Raw genomic sequence first — 17,817 nt, 5'->3', positions numbered from 1 at the left:
ATCTGAGAGCAGTTTTCGTGCGTAATGGAAGCAACAAGGGAGGCTGTACGATGATCAGAATGCTAGTGCTTACGACGCTCATATTGTTGGGCCGCACCGTGCAGGCGGCTCCTGTGAGTGGTGAATTTGCCTCGATCGACGGTGGTACATTGTCGATCGACGATTGGAGGGGTCAGCCTGTTTTGGTGGTGAATACCGCCTCGCATTGTGGTTTCACCGGGCAATATGCGGCTCTACAAAAGGTATATGAGATTTACTCAGATCGCGGGCTGGTTGTCTTGGCGGTGCCATCGGATTCCTTCAATCAGGAACTGGGCTCGGCCGAAGAGGTGAAAGAGTTTTGTGAATTAAACTATGATCTGACCCTTCCGATGACCGATATTACTCCGGTCAAAGGTGCGGAAGCACACCCGTTCTACAAAGCGGTCGAGACGCAGACCGGGTTTGTGCCCCGCTGGAATTTCAACAAGATCCTGCTGGATACCGAAGGGGCGGTTGTTGCCACCTATGGCGCGAACGTAAAACCGGATTCGCCCAAGTTGCTGCGTCAGGTAGAGAGTTTGCTTCGTTGAGCAGGCTGCCGCGATAGCTGCACAGCCAGAATACCCAGTGTTGTGATTCCCACTCCGACCACATCCAGTGGGCCGAGTTTTTCTCCCAGAAGGATCGCGGCGATGGTGACGCCGAAGACCGGGTTCAAGAAATGGAAGGTTGCCGCGCGGGTGGCACCGATCCGGTCCAGTAAAAGAACCCAGATCAGCGTTGCCAGCAGACCGGGGAACAGAGTCGTGTAAGTGAATGCCAATACCAGAGGCGCAGTCAGGTGGATATAAATCGTCTCGAACAGTGGTGCGGTCACGAATAGTACGGCGGAACCTACCAGCATCTGCAATCCCACCACCATCATGAAATTCCCGCCCGAGGTGGCACCGCGTATCGTCAGCGTGGCAAAGGTCAGCGCCAACGCCCCGATACAGCACAAGGTCACACCAAACAGATCGACCCCGCCGGCTAAGCGGGTACTCATGATCAGGGCAACTCCAGCAAATCCCGCAAGCAAGCCCAACACCGCAATCGGGTGTAGTCTCTCGCCCAAAAACAGCCATCCAGCCAAAGCGACCAACAGCGGCATGGTCGAGGCTATGATCGCTGCCAAAGAAGCCTCTACCGTCTGCATCGCATAGAAATTCAGACCCAAATAAAGGGCATTCTGGCAAATTCCGAACAGGATTGTTGCACGCCACTGGGGGCGGGTCAGGTGCCAGCTTTGCCCCATGGCACGCGCGATGGCGACGCCCAGACATCCCGAGATCAGAAACCGCAACGCCAAGGAAAATAGAGGAGACGCATCCGCGACGATGATCCGTGCCGATGTGAAGGCCGAGGACCAGATGAAGGCAAAAACCAGCCCCATGGCAATCGCGCGAAAATCCATTGGGCCTCCCGTCAGATTGTCGGGACTGTTCCCGATTTTCGTCTAGGCCGCAAGCATTCCTAGCCAAAAAAGCCACACCTTCGGGTCAAGAGCGACTCTTGAAATGTTTTTATTGATTGACCAGCCAATTAAAGATAACTGCCGGGAAATCTGAGCAACAAAAATATGGGAGGTGTTAAGTGTTGCTGGAGTACATCCTGTCTTTTGGCGTCCTGCTGGCCCTGGGCCTGGTCGCATTCTTCGTAGTGAAATGGTGGAACTTGCGCTGTGTCGGCGTGACGCCCGTCCATCTGTTTACGTTCATCGCGATCCTGTTCACATCCGGTCTGGATGTTGGCCTGATCATGTTCCCGCTGACCGAGTTTGGCGGCTACGCTGAAGACCCGGCCTATGCCTTCGCCAATCCGCTGGCGATTGAGTTCGGATTCTGGGGTTTCCTGATCTGGGCGTTCTACTTCCTGACAGCCTTCTATTTCTGCGTGATCGAACCGCGGGTGAAATTCTTTGAGATCCCTCTGGTCAAACTGATCAACAACGTGGTCATCATCGGCACCTGCGCCTTCACCGCCAGCCTGTTCCTGATCTACCTGCCCGGCTACCTGCCCGAGATCGGAGACGGCGAGTCCGTTGTTACGACCTTCTACATCATCGTGTTTGTAGCCATTCTGGCAGCGGCCTATTCCTCGACCGATCTGAAATATGTGCGCGTCCTGTCGGTGGGTTCGACCTTCCTATTCCTGGCGCTGATTTTCGGCATGTGGGCCGCGGCGGGGATGGGCCTGACCGATTTCGCTGAAACCGGCAGCAATATCGGTGCCTATTTCGCCAATCTGCACAAATTTGTCCTGCCGCTGACCGACTACCACGCCTTCTACCTGTTCTGGTGGTTCGCATGGTCGATCATGATTGGCCAGTTCACCTCGCGCTTTGTTGGTGGTTTGACTACCTGGCAGCTGCTGGCCGCGCTGTTGATCTTCCCATCGATCCCTCTGGCGATCTGGTTCACCGTTCTCTACTACTACCACCTGAACGGCATCAGCACCGCAGGTATCACCAACATCGCGATGGTGATCGTGGGTGTGACCTTCGTGATCAACTCGCTGGACTCGCTGATCCGTCTGTACACCGACAACCTGAACATGACCGTCGAGCGTTTTGGCAAGGCACCCTACGTTGCGGGTAACGTCGCGTTGCTGTTCGTCCTGACGCTGCTGTTCCAGAGCCAATGGCTGCAGATCCAGTGGATCGGTGCCGTGGTCGTCGGCCTCTATCTGGCTTGCGTGGTCTATATCCTGATCGCCAAGCGAAAAGAGGTTCTGAGCATCGACTCGATGCCTAAAGATCGCGATCTGGACTTCCATAAGGTTGAGACGGTTCACTGACCAACTTTGGTAACGAAACAGAAACGGGCGCTTCTGGCGCCCGTTTTTATTTGACGGGGTTCTTGCCTCGGCGTTGTTCGCTATGCGAAAAAGTTCTTTCCGTGCCGCGATGCACACCGTGTATTCACTTGCACAAGCGCCAACTCAGCCTCAAATAGTCACGACGATACTGTAAGTGTGGTTGGCCTTGGGTTTATTGCACCAACGCCAACGGGCCAAGGCCATTCGGTATAATTGGAAGTTCGAAATACGAATCCAGACCACCACTGCAAGAGGTCCATGTATCCGCACTGCCGTAATCAATCAGATCCGTAACCTCGGCAAAAACCCCCTCAATGCCAGCAACGTCTGACCCTAGTTTTAACTTGCCTTGCCCGCCGATCTGGATGCCTCGAAGGTTGTTGTTGGAGCCGAACTCAATGTCACTCAAAGAGAAAAGGTAAACGTTAAAAAAGCCGCTAGAGCAAAACCCTGGAGCTCCGACATTATTGTTGGACCCGAGCAAGACCTTGTCTGGGCTGGCAAAAACGACGTTTGACAAGTTCACATTGGACCCGACCTTGACTTCCTTTCCAGCAACAATCGCAATATCGGAAATGGTACGGTTCGACCCCAAATCTGCAACCTCGTCGACCACATAGAGTGTGTTCGGGGTCAAAGGCGTTGTATCTGTTATTTCGGATAATTCTACCGACCCATTGGTGATGAATGGCGGCAAGTCCGCGATAGAAGATTCCATGCCATTGATGATCGCTGGTACGAGTAGCGGAAGAGCCAACGTGTAGTCCGCCTCGGTCAGCGCATCAGACACGCCACTATTCGCACCGCCTTGCTCGAAGTCAACTGTGTCGTTCATCGCAATTGTAGAGCCCTCGTCAAATGCATTGTCCGATGAGATTTTCACGCCGTCCGCTCCGTAGAGGCAAAAACCGTTGACATAAGTGTTGTTCGATCCGGACTCGACATTGGCATCTGTGAACAGGCCGCCTCCGGGGCATCCTTCGCCAACACCACGATGCGCCACTGCAGAGCGTGAAAAGTTGAATTCAGTAATACCAGCAACGCGAGCGAAGAAGGCAGCTAGTGGACTAGAATTCGAGCCATCTTTTCGGGTCGTGGTGCGAACTGCATTCCTGGGCGTTCCATTCGGTGTGAACGTGCCAAAATTCCAGTTGCCAATCTCAACGTCGGACGCAACGAGAATCTGGTAGGCGCCTCCGTCTGGGTGGTTTTTCTGTGCGTAAAGAACAGCTTCTGTAACTGCATCACCCTCATCGGGCAGCAGGGCTGTTCCTGCCAACGCAGACGCATCGGCAGCAATCTGCAGGCGGCTTGCCACTAGGCGTGCCAATCCGATGTCGATCACAAGCGCCGTCAGGGCCAAAAAGAACGGTAACGCCAATGCAACAAATATGACGACTCCACCGCATACGTCGCGACGCATGAGCGACCGGAGCCGTGGCATATATCGCATCATGGCTGCTGCTCCTTGCGCATCACGACTTCCGCGCTCAGCGTCGGGACCATTGGAATAAGCGTGTAAATACCAGCAAGCGCATTCGGCGCCGTTATCGTCACGACAACATCGTCTGTTCCGGTCGTCGTATTGTCTTCCGCCACGACGATGAAAGTTTCCGGCCAGACTCCTAGGGCCGCACGCGCATTGTTGGCCGCTTGGGTCTCTTTAGAGGAGTTAACTGCCATTTCCCGCGCCGCCTGTCTGGCTGCGTCAAACTTATGGTTTGTTAGGGATAATGTGTATCCCCAGCCAATAATGCCGAAAAAGACTAACAAAAGAAACGGAAGTACAAGTCCAAATTCAACCAGAATTGCGCCGTTTTCTTCCTTAGCGAAGCGTTCAAGCATTCGCCGACGAACTAGAGCTATTCCCGATACCATTGACTCAACCATTGTACTCACCACAGAAAGCACTGGTATGGTAGCAGGTAAGGTGACGGGTATCCTCCGTCATTCGTGATAAAAAAAACAATCTATAGCTGCAATCACAAAATAGATGCAACCGATGGCCGCAATGCAGGTGATTTCAAAGTCTTTGTGGGTCGGCCTGTGTTCTGCAGTTTGATTAATTTAGAACACGAAAACCAAGACTACCTCTTTTTCCTTCTAATACACAGAGACGGAGACCAATTCCGCTTTGGTTTCAAGGCCTGCATAGATGAAGCCCGGAAACCTAGAAGCACAAAAGAAAAAGGGCCCCCGAATGGCGGCCCTCAATCGCTTGTCCGTAAGGGCTGGGATCAGCCGTTCACGCTGTCCTTCAGCGCCTTCGCGATGGTCATCTTGACCACTTTGTCGGCCTCTTTCTTGAACTGCTCGCCGGTGGCGGGGTTGCGCACCATACGCTCGGGGCGCTCGCGGCAGTAGATTTTGCCAACGCCGGGCAGGGTCACTGCGCCGCCGGCCGAAACTTCGCGGGTGATCAGGCCGGTCATGGCCTCCAGCGCGGCGTTTGCGGCTTTCTTGTCGGTTCCCATTTCCTCAGCGAGAGCAGCAACCAGCTGAGTCTTTGTCATAGGCTTTGCCATTTCTTGGTCTCCTTAACGTGCCCGATAAATAGGGCCTCACCGCGTAACTGTAACGGGATATTGTGGCCGAACACAACGAATAGTAGCGCGGAAAACCCTAAAAATAGGGGGATTTCGTTGCTTTTTTGCTTCAGAGGAAGGCCGTTTCGTCAAACGAACGCAATTTCCGGCTGTGCAGGCGCTCTAACGGCATGCCGCGCAGATGTTCCATCGCGCGTATTCCGATCGCCAGATGGCGGCTGACTTGAGTGGTATAGAACGCCGAAGCCATACCGGGAAGCTTTAATTCGCCATGCAGCGGCTTGTCAGACACGCATAGCAAAGTGCCATAGGGAACCCGGAATCGATAGCCATTGGCGGCGATGGTGGCGCTTTCCATATCCAGCGCAATCGCGCGAGATTGGCTGAGGCGCTGGACCGGGCCGGACTGGTCGCGCAGTTCCCAATTGCGGTTGTCGACCGATGCGACTGTGCCGGTGCGCATGATCCGCTTCAGCTCATAGCCCTCAAGTTCAGTGACCTCGGCCACGGCTTGTTCCAAAGCGACCTGTATCTCGGCCAGAGGCGGGATTGGCACCCAGACGGGCAGGTCATCGTCCAGCACTTTGTCCTCGCGCAGATAGGCATGAGCGAGCACGAAATCCCCCAACGCCTGCGTATTCCGCAACCCGGCGCAATGGCCGACCATCAACCAGGCATGGGGGCGTAGAACCGCGATATGATCCGTTGCGGTTTTGGCGTTCGACGGGCCCACCCCGATATTGACCAGAGTGATCCCCGACCCGTCCGCGCGTTTCAGATGATAGGTCGGCATCTGCGGCAACTTCAGAGGCTCCTGCAATTCACCATCCGGGCTCGTGATCTTGACATTTCCGGTTGAGACAAAGCTGGTATAGCCGCTTTTTGGATTAGCCAGCTGGGCGCGGGCGTAGTTTTCGAATTCCGAAACATAGAACTGGTAGTTGGTGAACAGGACGTGGTTTTGGAAATGGCTGGGATCGGTCGCGGTGTAATGCGACAGCCGCGCCAGCGAGTAATCCACCCGCTGCGCGGTGAACAGGGCCAGCGGGCCGACCTCATCCTCGGGATCGTGTACGCCATTGACGATATCGTCATTTGTGGTGGTCAGGTCCGGCACATCAAATACATCGCGCAGCGTGAACCCGGCGGCCCCCTGATGCGGTACCACCAGATCGGGATTGTTGGACACCGCGAAATGCACAGGGATCGGCGTATTCGATGGACCAATCGTTACCGGCTGATCGTGGTTCTTGATCAGCAGCGCAATCTGCTGCGTTAGGTAGGACCGGAACAGATCGGGTCGCGTAACGGTGGTGACATGGGTGCCGGGTTCGGACACGTGGCCAAAACTCAGGCGGCTATCGACCTGCGCATAGGACGAGGTTTTGATGCGAATTTCCGGGTAATAGGCTCTGAAGCGCTCTGTTGGGGTGCCTTGCTCCATCGCTTTGGCAAAGCTGTCGCACAGGAACTTGGTTGCCTGATCGTAAAGCTGTTCAAGCCGCACGACTGCAGCGGCGGGGTCGGTGAATTTCTCGGGCGCCGGAACGTCGGGTGTTCTTATAATCGTCATGCAAGGGGTTCCAGAAGGTCAATTTTTTCGAAGGTCCGCACGTCCACTAGCCCGAGGTCAGAAATCCGTAGCTCGGGGATCACCACAAGGGCCAGCAAGGAGTGTTGCATATACGCGTTGTTCAACTGACAGCCGCAGGCCTGCATTGCCGCGACCATCTGCTCGGCCTTGGCGGCCACGTCGGTCGCCGGGCTGTCGGACATCAGCCCTGCTATGGGCAATTCGACCAGAGCCAGTTCCTCACCATCGCGGAAAATGGTGATGCCGCCGCCAACTTCCGCCAACCGGTTCGCGGCCAGCGCCATCTGGTCACGGTCGGTGCCCACCACGATCATATGGTGGCTGTCATGAGCCACGGTCGAGGCCATCGCCATTTTGCCGTGATATCCAAAGCCCGAGACAAAGGCGTTTGTCACCCCTCCGGTAGCGCGGTGGCGTTCGACCAGCGCGATCTGGCATACCTCGCCCTCGCCTTCGACCAGCCCGCCGATGATCGGCAGTTCGGCTTTCAGCGCTTTGGTCGGGGCTTGGTTCTCGACCACGCCGATCACATTGGCCTGCACGCGGTTTGCGCCGGCGGGGGCTTTGACCTCGAAATCCGCGCCATTCAGTGCGTGGCCCAGATGCACGGTGTTGCGCGCGCTATCGGGCCAGTTCAGATGAGGGCAATCCACGGTGATCGCACCCTTCTCGGCCACGATCTTCCCGCGTGCAATGACCGTCTCGATAGGCAATTTGGTCAGATCTGAACTGAGGATGACATCCGCTCGCCGCCCAGGAGTGATCGAGCCGATCTCACGCTCCAGCCCGAAATGCGTCGCGGTGTTGATCGTCGCCATTTGCAGTGCGATCAGAGGATCACACCCGCAGGCAATTGCATGACGCACCACGCGGTTCATGTGGCCGTCATTGACCAATGTGCCCGAGTGGCAATCATCCGTGCAAAGGATGAAGTTGCGCGGGTCCAACCCCTTGTCGGTGACGGCGGTAATTTGGCTCTCTACGTCATACCAGGCCGAGCCCAGGCGCATCATTGACCGCATCCCCTGCCGTACGCGGGCGATCGCGTCAGCCTCGCAGGTGCCCTCGTGGTCATCCGCCGGTCCCCCAGCCACATATGCCGCGAAATCCGGCCCTAAGTCAGGCGAAGCATAGTGCCCACCAACGGTTTTACCCGCACGTTGAGTCGCCGCGATTTCAGCTAACATCTTTGGATCGCCGTGGATCACGCCAGGGAAATTCATCATCTCGCCCAGGCCGATGATCCCGGGCCAGTTCATCGCTTCGGTCACATCTTCTGGCGTGATCTCGTACCCCGTGGTCTCGAGCCCCGGTGCCGATGGAGCGCAAGACGGCATCTGGGTGAAGATGTTCACCGGCTGCATCAGCGCCTCGTCATGCATCATGCGCACACCGTCCAGCCCAAGCACATTGGCAATCTCATGCGGGTCGGTGAACATCGAGGTGGTGCCATGTGGGATCACTGCGCGGGCGAACTCGGCTGGGGTCAGCATGCCCGATTCGATGTGCATATGGGCATCGCACAGACCGGGCAGCATGAAACGTCCCTGCGCCTCGATGATCTGTGTTTTCGGGCCAATGCAATGCGATGCATCCGGCCCCACAAATGCGATGCGACCGGCCGCGATGGCAATATCATGGTCAGGCAGGGTCTCGCGGCTGTGCACGTTTATCCAGATGCCGCCCCGGATGACCATATCTGCGGCCTCCCGCCCTGCGGCAACGGCAATCAAACGAGGGGCGACATCGGGCCAGCTTGGGAAGGGTGTGTATTCCATGATTCAACTTTCCCGAATGCTGAGAAAGGTTCAACCCCTGCCGAACAGCTATCATCAAACCGTCATGCAGCGCGCCAGTGCTGCCCGACCTAATCAGAGGAGATGCCGCGCAAGCTGCCTTGACGATGGGCGGGAGCGCGCCGACTCAGCGCAGCCGATCCACCTCCATCTCCTTCCGCAGCCAGTCTGCAAAAGCCAGCGCGCCCGGTGTTTCCTCGGCCTGCGGCGACAGCAGCAGGTAATAGGCCTCAGGCATCACTGCGCGGTGGGCGAAGGGCGCCACCAGTCTGCCCTGTTCGATAAGATCCCGAGCGATGGTGTCATGGGTTAGGCATAGGCCGCCTCCGACCATCGCAACCGACAGGCTGACCAGATAAGTGGTGGAATAGGTGATCGAAGGATTTACCCAGTTTAGAGCCTGATCTTCGGCCCAGTTTGCCCAATTCGATAAAAGATTCGAGCAATCAAACAGCGGCTGTTGCTGCAGCGTCTCTAGCGTTACATCATAGCCCGGTGCGCAGACCGGGTAATAGAGATCGGTCCGCAGCAATTCTGTGCGCACCGTATCCGACGGCCGCAGGGAATACCGGATTTCTACCGCGGCCCCTTCGGCCATTTCACGTGGTTCCCATAGCTCGGTAAAGATGTTCAGTTGCACCTCGGGATGCGCAGCCCGGAACTGCGGCAGGCGTGGGGCCAGCCAGTTCACTGCAAAGGTTATGTTGCTCTGTACCTGCACTGCATTTTGCTGCGCCCCCGTGACCGCCTGCGTGCCGCGTACCAGCGTTCGAAATGCCTCGCGCACTACAGGCAAATAGGTGATCCCCGCCTCGGTCAGCTCCAAAGCGCGGGGGCGGCGCAGGAACAGAGGTTGGCCCAGATAACCCTCAAGCGACTTGATCTGCTGACTCACCGCGCTTTGGGTCATGTTCAGGTCGCGGGCCGCTCCGGTAAAGGACAGATGGCGGGCGGCGGCCTCAAACGTGCGCAGCCAGCCCAGCGGAGGAAGCGGTTTCTGCATGTGCATAACTTTGCCATTAGTTCAACTAATGGAATAGTTGCGTTTTTTTCGTTGGTCAAATTTTCACAGCGCGGGCACGCTTTCGAAAGCTTCAAAAACGCGAATGAGAGCCCGCCATGACCGTCACAAACCTGCGCCTCAATATTGACCACTGGGAGGACCGCGTCGACCTCGCTGCCACCTTCCGCTGGACCGAGCGGCTGAACATGCATGAAGCCGTCGCCAATCACTTCAGCCTGGCTGTGAATGAGGATGGCACGCAGTTTCTGATGAACGCCAACCAGATGCATTTTGCGCGGATCAAGGCGTCAAACCTGTTGCTGTTGGATGCCAATGACCCGAACGTAATGTCTCAGCTCGGTGCGCCTGATCCGACGGCTTGGGGCCTGCACGGCTCGATTCACCGTCACTGCCCGCACGCGCGTTGTGTGATGCATGTGCATTCGATTTTCGCCACCGTTCTGGCGTCGCTGGCCGACAGTTCATTACCGCCGATCGACCAGAATACGGCAACATTCTACAACCGGTACGTGGTGGACAACGAGTTTGGCGGGCTGGCCTTTGAAAACGAAGGCGAACGCTGCGCCTCAATGCTGTCTGACCCGAAAAAGAAGGTGATGATCATGGGCAACCACGGCGTGCTGGTGATTGGCAGTGATCCGGCAGATACCTTCAATCGGCTCTACTATTTCGAGCGCGCGGCTGAGACCTACATCCGCGCCCTGCAAACCGGCCAGCCACTGCGTGTGCTGTCGGATGAGATTGCCGAAAAGACAGCACAAGAACTCGACGACTATCCCAATCAGGCCGAGGCACATCTGCGCGAGATCAAAGCTTTGTTGGATGCCGAAGGCTCCGACTACGCCACATAAAGGGTATTGCCATGACTGACGCCTCTCAGGACCCCGAAGCTGCCCGTTGGCACTATCACCCCGAAGGGCCGGTGGGATTGAACCCCCTTTTCAACTGGCCCCCGCGCCCCGCAGCGGTGCTGAAATGGTATAGCGGCGCGTGGTTGCAGATCACCGCGCTGACCTTGTGCATGGTGCTGGCAGTAACGGCCTATGTGTTCTTTTTCCCTGAGTTAGAGACAATGCAGAGCTTTGCGCCGGGCTGGATGTTCCGTATCTGGTTGCTGAACATGGTGCCTCAAATCCTTATCGCGGGCGGTCTGCATTGGTGGCTGTACATGCGCAAGGGACAGGGCATGTACAAGAAATTCGACCGCCGCGACCTGACCCGTAACAACGGCAACTTTACCTTCCGCGATCAGGTCTGGGACAACATCTGGTGGACGCTCGGCAGCGCCATGACCGTCGCGACCGTGTACCAGTGGATTATCTATTGGGCGATGACCAATGGCTATTTGCCCGCCGTCACCTGGGCCAGCGCGCCTGTCTGGTGCGTGGTGTGGATGGCGCTCATTCCGATGTGGTCCGGTCTGCATTTCTATTGGGTGCACCGGCTGGAGCATCACCCCAAGCTCTATAAACACGTCCATGCCGTGCATCATCGCAACGTCAATATCGGGCCGTGGTCGGGGATTTCGAACCATTGGTATGAGAACCTGCTGTACTTCAGCACCTACTTCATCCACCTGATCGTGCCGTCGCATCCGCTGCATCTGTTGTTCCACACCTATTTCCAGCAGATCAGCCCAGTCCTGTCGCATTCCGGATTCGAAAAGCTGCGCGCCGGGGAAACCGACGCCGCCCGGGCCGGAGATTTCTTCCACCAGCTGCATCACCGGTATTTCGAGTGCAACTACGGCACCTCCGAGATTCCCTTCGACAAGTGGTTCGGAACTTATCATGACGGCTCAGCCGAGGCGACAACCCGGACAAGGGCGTTTAAGAAACAGATGTATACTTAAAGGTCAGGTCCGTTCGAACAACGCAATCAGCGCAGTGTCATTTTTATTAGGACCAATTGCGAGATCGCCGTAGATTCGCACTTCGGGCAGGGTGAGGTTCCGAATCTTACCCTGCGCCAGCTTGTGCAGGGTTTCCGCAAAGCCCAGCTTTTCATAGTGCTGCGCGTTGATAGACAGGGCGAATTGCGCGCCGGGGCGGGCAATGCGCAACAGCGAGGGCAGGGCTTCGGGACCCAGATGACCATGAGTGAAAGTGCCCGAGGACACGATGCCGGCATAGCTGTCGGGCGGGACCGGAATGCCTTGGTTCAAGTCAGCCTCAATCGCGTCGCGGTAGATATCCTTGCGCATGGCCTGGTCCAGCATCTCGGGGCTGATATCGGTGGCGTCGATTGGACCGACGCCCAGCCCGGCCAGAACCGCGCCGCATAATCCGGTGCCCGCGCCCACATCCAGAACCGGGCCTTGCCCACCCGCGGCGACAAAGGCGCGCGCGGTGTGAATGTGCAACTGATAATCCTCGCGCGCGGCGAAGCTGTCATCATAATCTCCGGCCCATTCGGCATAGAGCTGTTTGTGCTCTTCCGGTGATTCCAGCTTATAGGCGGTGTGCAGATTGGGTGTTTTGTTACTCATGCTTAAAAGAAAGGCGCATTGAGGGATTCGAATCAAGTATTCTGGCGCAGATGCTTGCATCCGCCGGGATTGCGGATCATCAAAGGCGACATGACAGGATCTCTTTTTTCGTTTGGCCACGGATATTCGGCGCAAGCCTTGTCCCAGCTGCTGAAACCACAAGGGTGGCGCATTTGCGGCACCACTCGCGACCCGGCCCAATCCCAAACTATTCGCGCATCCGGTGCTGACCCGTTGATCTGGCCGGGGCACACACCCGATCTTGAAGGGGTGACGCATTTGCTGATCTCGACAGCACCCAATAGGGAGGGTGATCCGGTCCTGGCGGCGTTGCAGGACGAAATCGCAGCGCGGGCCGGGCAGTTCAAATGGGTTGGATATTTGTCGACCACTGCGGTCTATGGTGACCATCAGGGCGGTTGGGTCGATGAAACCACCCCGCCCGCGCCGACAGCTGAACGCGGCCGGTGGCGGGTACGGGCCGAGCAGCAATGGCTGAACATTCCCGCGTTGCCTGTGCATATTTTCCGTTTGGCCGGTATCTATGGCCCCGGACGAGGTCCGTTTTCCAAGCTCAAACGGGCGGGGATGCGGCGTATCATCAAGCCCGATCAGGTGTTTTCACGCATTCACGTCGCGGATATCGCGCAGGTTCTGGCTGCGTCGATGGCCGCGCCCAATCCCGGTGCCATCTATAACGTCTGCGATGATGAACCGGTGCCACCGCAGGATGTCATCTCTTATGCTGCCGAGCTTCAGGGCCTGCCCCTGCCGCCCGCAGTCCCATTTGACGAGGCTGACCTGACGCCAATGGCCCGTAGTTTCTATAGTGAGAACAAACGGGTCAGAAATGACCGGATCAAGGATGAGTTGGGCGTGCGTCTGCTGTATCCCGAATATCGCTCTGGGCTAGAAGCCTTAATGAAGGACACCTGAGACTTATCCGGCGGCTTTGATCAAATCGGCGGCCTTCTCGGCAATCATAATGGTTGGTGCATTCGTGTTGCCCGACACCAGTGTCGGCATGACCGAAGCATCGACCACCCTCAGCCCCTCGATTCCACGGACGCGCAGTTGGGGGTCGACCACGGCCATGTCATCCACTCCCATCTTGCAGGTCCCGACCGGGTGATAAATCGTGTCGGCGCGGGCGCGAATGTGGTGTTCCCAATCAGCATCCGTCCGGGCGGTATCGGTTCCGAACATTTCCTTGTGCCGGTATTCCTTTAGCGCTGGGGCCTGCACGATGTCGCGCGTCATTCGTGCGCCTTTGATCAATGTGTCCAGATCCCGGTCATCTGACAAAAAGCCCGGATCAATGGCAGGCACGGCGAAAGGATCGGTGCTGTGCAGCCCGACCGTGCCCCTGCTTTCCGGGCGCAGCTTGCAGACGTGGCAGGTGAATCCATGGCCATAGTGCAGCTTGCGGGCATGATCGTCGACCAGAGCGATAGTGAAATGCAGTTGAATGTCGGGTCGACCCAGATCGGGCGAGGTTTTCAGGAATGCAGCCCCCTCGGCAAACGGTGTGGCCGCCATCGACACGCCATTTTTGCGCCAGCGCTGAAGGTGGCGCAGCAGGTTGACCGAGGCCGCCGCATTGATCCCGAAGTTGTCCCTGTCTTTAGTTTTATAAGACAGAATGAAATCCAGGTGGTCTTGTAGGTTCCTGCCGACCCCGCGCAAGTCATGACGCACGGCAACGCCGTGACGCTTCAACTCATCCGCTGCCCCGATCCCGGACAGTTGCAACAGCTGCGGTGACTTCAGTGCTCCAGCGCAGAGCAACACCTCGCGCCTTGCTGTGACCTTTGTGTCCGGTCCTTTTGCTTTCTTCTTATAGGTGACGCCGGTCGCGCGTTTGCCGTCAAATGTCAGTTCTTTGACGTGGGCGTGCGTGAGGACTGTCAGGTTGGGGCGCCCCAGGACCGGAAGGACATAGGCCGCAGCAGCCGAGCACCGTTCGCCATTGCGGGCCGGGTCATGAAACTGAGTCACCTGATAGAGGCCGACGCCTTCGTTGTCGCCGCGATTGAAATCATGCGTGCGGCGGTGTTGCATCTGCTCTGCCGCCTCGATGAAGGCACGCGTGATCGGCCGAGGCTCCTTCTGGTGCGAGACCTGTAGCGGTCCGCTGTCGCCATGCAGGTCATCGGCGCCGTCTTCGTTGTTTTCGGACAGTTTGAAGTAGGGCAGGACGCTGTCCCATCCCCAGCCCGTACAACCCAGATCGGCCCAACCGTCATAGTCCTGACGCTGCCCGCGTATATAGAGCATTGCGTTGATCGCGCTGGATCCCCCCAACGCCTTGCCGCGCGGCTGATATCCTCGACGTCCGTTCAGCCCCGGTTGGGGCACCGTTTCAAAAGCCCAATTGTTAATCCTGGGTTGCCCGGGCAAGGCGGCCACCACTGCCGCCGGCATTCGGACTAGAATGCTGTCGCCCCGCCCTCCGGCCTCGAGCAGGCAGACATGTGTGTCGGGGTCTTCGCTCAGGCGGTTGGCGAGGACCGAGCCCGCGGACCCTCCGCCAACAATGACGTAGTCGAATTCCATTCTGCTCTCCTCGGCGTTAGGCCGGGCGTAGTGTTGCCGGCCTTCTCCTACAACTCAGAGAGTGGCGGAGCCGAGGAAAAAAACAATCTGTGCTACCGGGTTGTGACCCAAGGTTATTTAGGAACACGGCAGACAAATGAACCGACGTGCTGGCAAGTATGAAGCAATCATAATTTTTCCCTATCACAATCATCATTAAACAAAACTTTTTTGCATGGCTCTGATTTGCTACTTCTTGCTGTGACAAGACAGAAGAGTCGCCGTTACCCCTCAGCGAGAAAGGCGCGCCCCGTGGCGCGCTTTTCGGGCGGGTAAAAGTGTCATCTATAATTGTTCTTGATCGACCAAGTTTGAACCGCGCGAACCTGCCGAAAGTTAGCCAGGATTGGAGATCGATATGGACGGAAGTGATAACCCCAAAACGGGCGGATGCCCTGTAATGCATGGCGCCGGAACGCGGTCGAACCGCGATTGGTGGCCGAACCAGCTGAACCTGTCGATCCTGCACCAGAACACTCCGGTGTCGAACCCGTTGGGAGCGGATTTTGACTACGCCGAAGAATTCAAGAAGCTGGACATGAAAGCGCTGAAAGAAGACCTCCATGCGCTGATGACGGATTCGCAGGACTGGTGGCCTGCGGACTATGGTCACTATGGCGGCTTGTTCATCCGTATGGCGTGGCACAGCGCTGGGACTTATCGGACTGCGGATGGCCGTGGCGGTGCCTCGACCGGTAACCAGCGCTTTGCGCCGCTGAACAGCTGGCCGGACAACGGCAACCTTGATAAAGCGCGCCGCCTGCTGTGGCCGATCAAGCAGAAATACGGCAACCAGATCTCGTGGGCTGACCTGATGATCCTGGCTGGTAACTGCGCCATCGAGTCGATGGGCGGCAAGACCTTCGGCTTCGCCGGTGGCCGCGAAGACATTTGGGCGCCCGAGGAAGACATCTATTGGGGGTCCGAGACCGAATGGCTCGCCCCGACCGACAACCCGCACAGCCGCTATTCGGGCGAGCGCGATCTGGAAAACCCGCTGGCCGCCGTTCAGATGGGCCTGATCTATGTGAACCCGGAAGGCCCGGATGGGGAACCGAACGTTCTGGCCTCGGGCCGTGACATTCGCGACACCTTTGGCCGGATGGCGATGAATGACGAAGAAACCGTCGCCCTCGTTGCCGGTGGTCACACCTTTGGTAAGGCGCATGGTGCAGGCGATCCCGATCTGGTCGGTCCAGATCCCGAAGCCGCGCCGATCGAAGAGATGGGCTTTGGCTGGATCAACAAGTTCGGCTCGGGCAAGGGTGGCGACACCACCACCTCGGGCATCGAGGGCGCTTGGACGGCGAACCCGATCAAATGGGACAACGGCTATTTCGACCTGCTGTTCCGTTATGAGTGGAACCTGACCAAAAGCCCCTCAGGCGCATATATCTGGGAGCCGATCGGCGTTAAGGAAGAAGACATGGCCCCGGCGGCGCATGATCCGACGAAGAAGGTCAAAACCATGATGACCACCGCCGACATGGCGATGCGAATGGATCCGATCTATGGCCCGATCTCGAAACGCTTCCATGAGAACCCGGAAGAGTTCGCCGATGCTTTCGCCCGTGCGTGGTTCAAGCTGACGCACCGCGACATGGGTCCGCGCTCGGCCTATATTGGTCCAGAGGCTCCGACCGAAGAGCTGATCTGGCAGGATAACGTCCCGGCCGTAGATCATGAACTGATCGACAACGCAGATGTGGCCGACCTGAAAGCCAAGATCGCGGCAACCGGTCTGTCGGTGTCCGAACTGGTCTCGACCGCATGGGCCTCGGCCTCGACCTTCCGGGGTTCGGACAAGCGCGGCGGTGCCAACGGTGCTCGTATCCGTCTAGCGCCGCAGAAAGACTGGGACGTCAACGAGCCGATGAAATTGTCCAAAGCGCTGGGCGCGCTTGAAGGCGTTCAGAAAGCGTTCAATGACGCTCAGTCAGGTGGTAAGAAAGTGTCTCTGGCGGACGTGATCGTTTTGGCCGGTGTCGTTGGTATCGAACAGGCCGCCAAGGCTGGCGGTCAGGATGTCGAGGTGCCGTTCACTCCGGGCCGTACTGATGCAACGCAGGAGCAGACCGATGTGGACAGCTTCTCGGTCATGGAGCCCATCGCCGACGGCTTCAGAAACTACCAGAAGGCTGACTACACCGTCTCGCCCGAAGAGTTGCTGGTCGACCGCGCTCAGCTGCTGAACCTGTCCGCACCCGAGATGACCGCGCTTGTCGGTGGTCTGCGTGTGCTCGGCGCGAACTTCGGCGACAGCAAGCATGGTGTGTTCACGGATCGCGTCGGAACGCTCAGCAATGACTTCTTCACCAACATTCTGGACATGAGCATCGAATGGAAACCATCCGGCAAAGGCGTCTACGAAGGCCGCGACCGTGCCAGCGGTGCGGCGAAGTGGACCGGCACGCGCGTCGACCTGGTCTTCGGGTCGAACTCGCAACTGCGGGCGCTGGCTGAGGTCTATGGTCAGGACGGTGCCGAGGGCAAATTCGTCTGTGACTTTGTCTCTGCGTGGAACAAGGTGATGAACGCGGATCGCTTCGACCTGAAGTAATCCCGCGACCTTAGCCGTGATTTACGCCGCCCGAGGAGACTTGGGCGGCGTTTTCTATAGCCCGACTCTTAGGTGGATACCAAGCATTGGGTACGATTCCGCTGAAAGGTCATCCAATCCCTGTCTGTGATCGGTGAGTAAGCGGTCTAGCGACGGGAATCCTAAAGCTAACCTGTTGTTTTCATTAACATGAGAAAGAATCCGCAGAGAAATGTGAAGTTTTTTCAAAATGGGGGTTGCAGGTCCCAGACCTAATCCGTAAATACCCCTTCACCGGCGCTGCTGAGGCGGTGCTGACGGGTCGGAGAGACGGCCAGACGGACTGGAAAGACGGTTGAGACGCTCAGGAGAGACTGGGGGCATCTTAGGGACTGAG

The 17,817-nt window shown here is 57.4% G+C and carries 15 protein-coding genes; 6 read left to right on the top strand and 9 right to left on the bottom strand.

Annotation, left to right across the window (positions count from 1 at the left end):
• The first annotated feature begins 50 nt into the window (after positions 1-50).
• On the top strand, positions 51-572 hold the full coding sequence (locus tag ABLN94_RS23195; RefSeq protein ID WP_352996878.1) for a glutathione peroxidase: 522 nt from the start codon (positions 51-53) through the stop codon (positions 570-572).
• Here the strand turns inward: ABLN94_RS23195 and ABLN94_RS23190 are convergent.
• Complete coding sequence (locus tag ABLN94_RS23190; RefSeq protein WP_352996877.1) at positions 548-1,435, bottom strand: DMT family transporter; 888 nt, start codon at positions 1,433-1,435, stop codon at positions 548-550. The two genes, ABLN94_RS23195 and ABLN94_RS23190, sit on opposite strands and share 25 nt — an antisense overlap.
• Before the next feature lie 185 nt (positions 1,436-1,620).
• Here ABLN94_RS23190 and ABLN94_RS23185 point away from each other — a divergent pair, with 185 nt between their 5' ends.
• Positions 1,621-2,817, top strand: a complete 1,197-nt coding sequence (locus ABLN94_RS23185) for a BCCT family transporter (RefSeq protein ID WP_352996934.1) — start codon at positions 1,621-1,623, stop codon at positions 2,815-2,817.
• 193 nt (positions 2,818-3,010) lie between these two features.
• Here the strand turns inward: ABLN94_RS23185 and ABLN94_RS23180 are convergent, their stop codons facing one another.
• The 6 genes from ABLN94_RS23180 to ABLN94_RS23155 form a co-directional block, all read right to left on the bottom strand.
• Positions 3,011-4,261, bottom strand: coding sequence for a pilus assembly protein TadG-related protein (locus tag ABLN94_RS23180; protein ID WP_352996933.1), 1,251 nt, complete (start codon positions 4,259-4,261; stop codon positions 3,011-3,013).
• A gap of 29 nt (positions 4,262-4,290) precedes the next feature.
• Complete coding sequence (locus tag ABLN94_RS23175; RefSeq protein WP_352996875.1) at positions 4,291-4,728, bottom strand: TadE/TadG family type IV pilus assembly protein; 438 nt, start codon at positions 4,726-4,728, stop codon at positions 4,291-4,293.
• 347 nt (positions 4,729-5,075) lie between these two features.
• Positions 5,076-5,363, bottom strand: coding sequence for an HU family DNA-binding protein (locus tag ABLN94_RS23170; RefSeq protein WP_039533371.1), 288 nt, complete (start codon positions 5,361-5,363; stop codon positions 5,076-5,078).
• A 130-nt stretch (positions 5,364-5,493) separates the two neighbouring features.
• Positions 5,494-6,957, bottom strand: a complete 1,464-nt coding sequence (locus ABLN94_RS23165) for an AMP nucleosidase (RefSeq protein ID WP_352996873.1) — start codon at positions 6,955-6,957, stop codon at positions 5,494-5,496.
• Positions 6,954-8,756, bottom strand: a complete 1,803-nt coding sequence (gene ade / locus ABLN94_RS23160) for an adenine deaminase (RefSeq protein WP_352996871.1) — start codon at positions 8,754-8,756, stop codon at positions 6,954-6,956. Before ade ends, ABLN94_RS23165 begins: the two co-directional genes overlap by 4 nt.
• A 145-nt stretch (positions 8,757-8,901) precedes the next feature.
• Positions 8,902-9,777: a LysR family transcriptional regulator gene (locus tag ABLN94_RS23155; RefSeq protein WP_352996869.1), complete on the bottom strand. Its 876-nt coding sequence runs from the start codon at positions 9,775-9,777 to the stop codon at positions 8,902-8,904.
• Between the two features lie 116 nt (positions 9,778-9,893).
• On the opposite strand from ABLN94_RS23155, the gene ABLN94_RS23150 reads away from it, so the two are divergent.
• Together ABLN94_RS23150 and ABLN94_RS23145 are read left to right on the top strand one after the other, a co-directional pair.
• Positions 9,894-10,649, top strand: a complete 756-nt coding sequence (locus ABLN94_RS23150) for a class II aldolase and adducin N-terminal domain-containing protein (protein WP_352996867.1) — start codon at positions 9,894-9,896, stop codon at positions 10,647-10,649.
• Positions 10,650-10,660: 11 nt separating this feature from the next.
• Entirely contained in the window at positions 10,661-11,650 is a 990-nt protein-coding gene (locus ABLN94_RS23145) for a sterol desaturase family protein (protein ID WP_352996865.1), read from the top strand.
• Positions 11,651-11,653: 3 nt separating this feature from the next.
• Here the strand turns inward: ABLN94_RS23145 and ABLN94_RS23140 are convergent, their stop codons facing one another.
• The gene (locus ABLN94_RS23140) at positions 11,654-12,286 is read right to left on the bottom strand and encodes a class I SAM-dependent DNA methyltransferase (protein WP_352996863.1); all 633 of its coding nucleotides are present in this window, start codon (positions 12,284-12,286) and stop codon (positions 11,654-11,656) included.
• A 90-nt stretch (positions 12,287-12,376) separates the two neighbouring features.
• Here ABLN94_RS23140 and ABLN94_RS23135 point away from each other — a divergent pair, with 90 nt between their 5' ends.
• The gene (locus ABLN94_RS23135) at positions 12,377-13,222 is read left to right on the top strand and encodes an SDR family oxidoreductase (RefSeq protein ID WP_352996861.1); all 846 of its coding nucleotides are present in this window, start codon (positions 12,377-12,379) and stop codon (positions 13,220-13,222) included.
• A 3-nt stretch (positions 13,223-13,225) separates the two neighbouring features.
• Here the strand turns inward: ABLN94_RS23135 and ABLN94_RS23130 are convergent, their stop codons facing one another.
• A complete protein-coding gene (locus ABLN94_RS23130; protein WP_352996859.1) occupies positions 13,226-14,842 on the bottom strand; it encodes a GMC family oxidoreductase in 1,617 nt (538 codons plus the stop codon).
• Between the two features lie 397 nt (positions 14,843-15,239).
• Between ABLN94_RS23130 and katG the strand changes: the two genes are divergently transcribed.
• Entirely contained in the window at positions 15,240-17,441 is a 2,202-nt protein-coding gene (gene katG / locus ABLN94_RS23125; protein ID WP_352996857.1) for a catalase/peroxidase HPI, read from the top strand.
• The last annotated feature ends 376 nt before the right edge of the window (positions 17,442-17,817 follow it).

Source organism: Ruegeria sp. SCP11 (assembly GCF_040329455.1).
In the GTDB taxonomy this organism is placed as follows: Bacteria; Pseudomonadota; Alphaproteobacteria; order Rhodobacterales; family Rhodobacteraceae; genus Ruegeria; species Ruegeria atlantica_E.
The sequence above is the reverse complement of the archived record's forward strand: the minus strand, read 5'-3'. Positions and strand labels throughout refer to the sequence as shown.